Consider the following 251-nt stretch of genomic DNA (forward strand, 5'->3'; position numbering starts at 1 on the left):
GATTCACCGAGTGTCATCACTCAACGCCCGGATTTGACGCGCCTCGGGATCGCGAAGGCTGCGCCGAAAGCATTTGCCATGGCCGGTGTTTCGCCTGGCGATATCGACGTTGCCGAGATTTACGACTGCTTCACCTACATCGTGCTGTGTCAGCTTGAAGACCTCGGCTTTTGCAAGAAAGGTGAGGGGGGCCCGTTTGTTGCGAGCGGAGCCATTCGGCTTGGAGGAGAATTACCGATCAACACCCACGG

At 57.4% G+C, this 251-nt stretch carries 1 protein-coding gene; it reads left to right on the forward strand.

Translation table 11 applies throughout. From position 1 onward, the window contains the following. A partial coding sequence (locus tag Q5L94_RS13980) for a thiolase C-terminal domain-containing protein (protein ID WP_411161952.1) occupies positions 1–251 on the forward strand: 251 nt, incomplete at both ends.

Source organism: Idiomarina sp. Sol25 (assembly GCF_033052775.1).
In the GTDB taxonomy this organism is placed as follows: domain Bacteria; phylum Pseudomonadota; class Gammaproteobacteria; order Enterobacterales; family Alteromonadaceae; genus Idiomarina.